Here is a 1357-nt window from a genome sequence, read left to right as displayed (position 1 = left end):
CCGGGGGGGGCCGGCCGGGGGGGGCAGCGCCCCCCCCCGGCGCCGTTGACTGCCCTATGCGGTTGTCGGCACGACGCCGTCGCCCCGAGTCGGACGGCGTCGAGCGGCTCTCTGCCTGGCTCAGCTCTCGGCCAGGATGTGGGAGAGCTCCGTGTCGAGATCGAAGTGACGATGCTCGGTGCCGGGCGGAACTGCGGCGTCGGTCCTCTTCAGGAACGACTCCAGGGCCCGCGCCGGGGCTTCGAGCAGGGCTTCTCCCTCTGGGGAGCTCAGGGCGATGCATACGACGCCTTGACCGTGACTACGAGATGGCCAGACGCGGACGTCTCCGGTGCCGGTGGGCCGGTGCAGCCCCTCGGCAAGGAGGTCACGGGCGAATACCCATTCGACCGTCTCCTCCGCTCCGGTGTGGAAGGTGGCGTGCACGGCATAGGGATCGGCCGTGGCATACCGCAGGCCCGCAGGTACAGGCAGTGAGGACTCGCTCGACACAACGAGGCGCAGGTGCAGCTCGCAGCTGACCGTGGTGTTCATAAGCGCCAGGGCCTTTCGCTCAGTGTGCGCTCGGGGATTCGCACGTCGGCGAAATCGACATGCCACCTACGGTGGCGTTGTAAACCCCTCTGACCCATTTGTGATGCTTCAGGTCCCTCGCTCAGCGGCGTGTAACTTTGAGCTATGCATCCATTCCAGTGACGAAAGTGTGACCGGAGCCGGTCGGGTAAGTTGGGTTCATGAACGCGGAGAGTGACGAGCGGAGCAAGGTCGCCGAGCAGGCGCCCCCGGCATCCGCCATGGGGGAATCGGACCGGGAGGAACGCGCGCTGGGCTCGCGGGCCCCGGGTTTCATCAAGGCGTCGAAAGCGCTCCACCTGAGCTGGCAGGTCGGCGTCTTCGTCGTCGGCCTCGGCGTCGTGGTCGCGGGCGTGCTCATGCTGGTGCTGCCCGGCCCCGGCTGGCTGGTGATCTTCGCCGGCATGGCGATCTGGGCGACCGAGTTCGTCTGGGCCCAGCTGGTGCTGCGCTGGACCAAGCGCAAGGTCACCGAGGCGGCGCAGCGGGCCCTCGATCCCAAGGTCCGGCGGCGCAACATCATCCTCACCACGGTGGGACTCGTGATCATGGCGGTGCTGGTCGGGATCTACGTCTGGAAGTTCGGGCTCACCATGCCGTGGAAGATCAGCGAGTAGCCCGGGGACGGTCCAGGAGCACCGCTGACATGGGGTAATGTTTGCGGTGCGCCCGGGCGATTAGCTCAGTGGGAGAGCGCTTCGTTCACACCGAAGAGGTCACTGGTTCGAACCCAGTATCGCCCACCCGGACAGAGGGCCCGGGAGACGGATTCCGTCTCCCGGGC

General features: G+C 67.2%; 2 protein-coding genes and 1 tRNA gene. 2 read left to right on the top strand and 1 reads right to left on the bottom strand.

Features of this window, described 5'->3' with window-relative positions; genetic code table 11:
* Positions 1 to 120: 120 nt before the first annotated feature.
* A complete protein-coding gene (locus ACFWM7_RS35310; RefSeq protein WP_030589699.1) occupies positions 121 to 534 on the bottom strand; it encodes an SsgA family sporulation/cell division regulator in 414 nt (137 codons plus the stop codon).
* 200 nt (positions 535 to 734) lie between these two features.
* On the opposite strand from ACFWM7_RS35310, the gene ACFWM7_RS35305 reads away from it, so the two are divergent.
* Together ACFWM7_RS35305 and ACFWM7_RS35300 are read left to right on the top strand one after the other, a co-directional pair.
* Positions 735 to 1190 (top strand): TIGR02611 family protein, encoded by a 456-nt coding sequence (locus tag ACFWM7_RS35305; protein ID WP_383268882.1) that lies wholly within the window; start codon positions 735 to 737, stop codon positions 1188 to 1190.
* Positions 1191 to 1244: 54 nt separating this feature from the next.
* Positions 1245 to 1316, top strand: a tRNA-Val gene (locus tag ACFWM7_RS35300).
* The last annotated feature ends 41 nt before the right edge of the window (positions 1317 to 1357 follow it).

Origin of the sequence: Streptomyces sp. NPDC058375 (genome assembly GCF_042723425.1) — a bacterium.
Taxonomy (GTDB): Bacteria; Actinomycetota; Actinomycetes; order Streptomycetales; family Streptomycetaceae; genus Streptomyces; species Streptomyces durocortorensis.
Note: the sequence above shows the minus strand (reverse complement) of the source record. Positions and strands in the feature narration are given on the sequence as shown.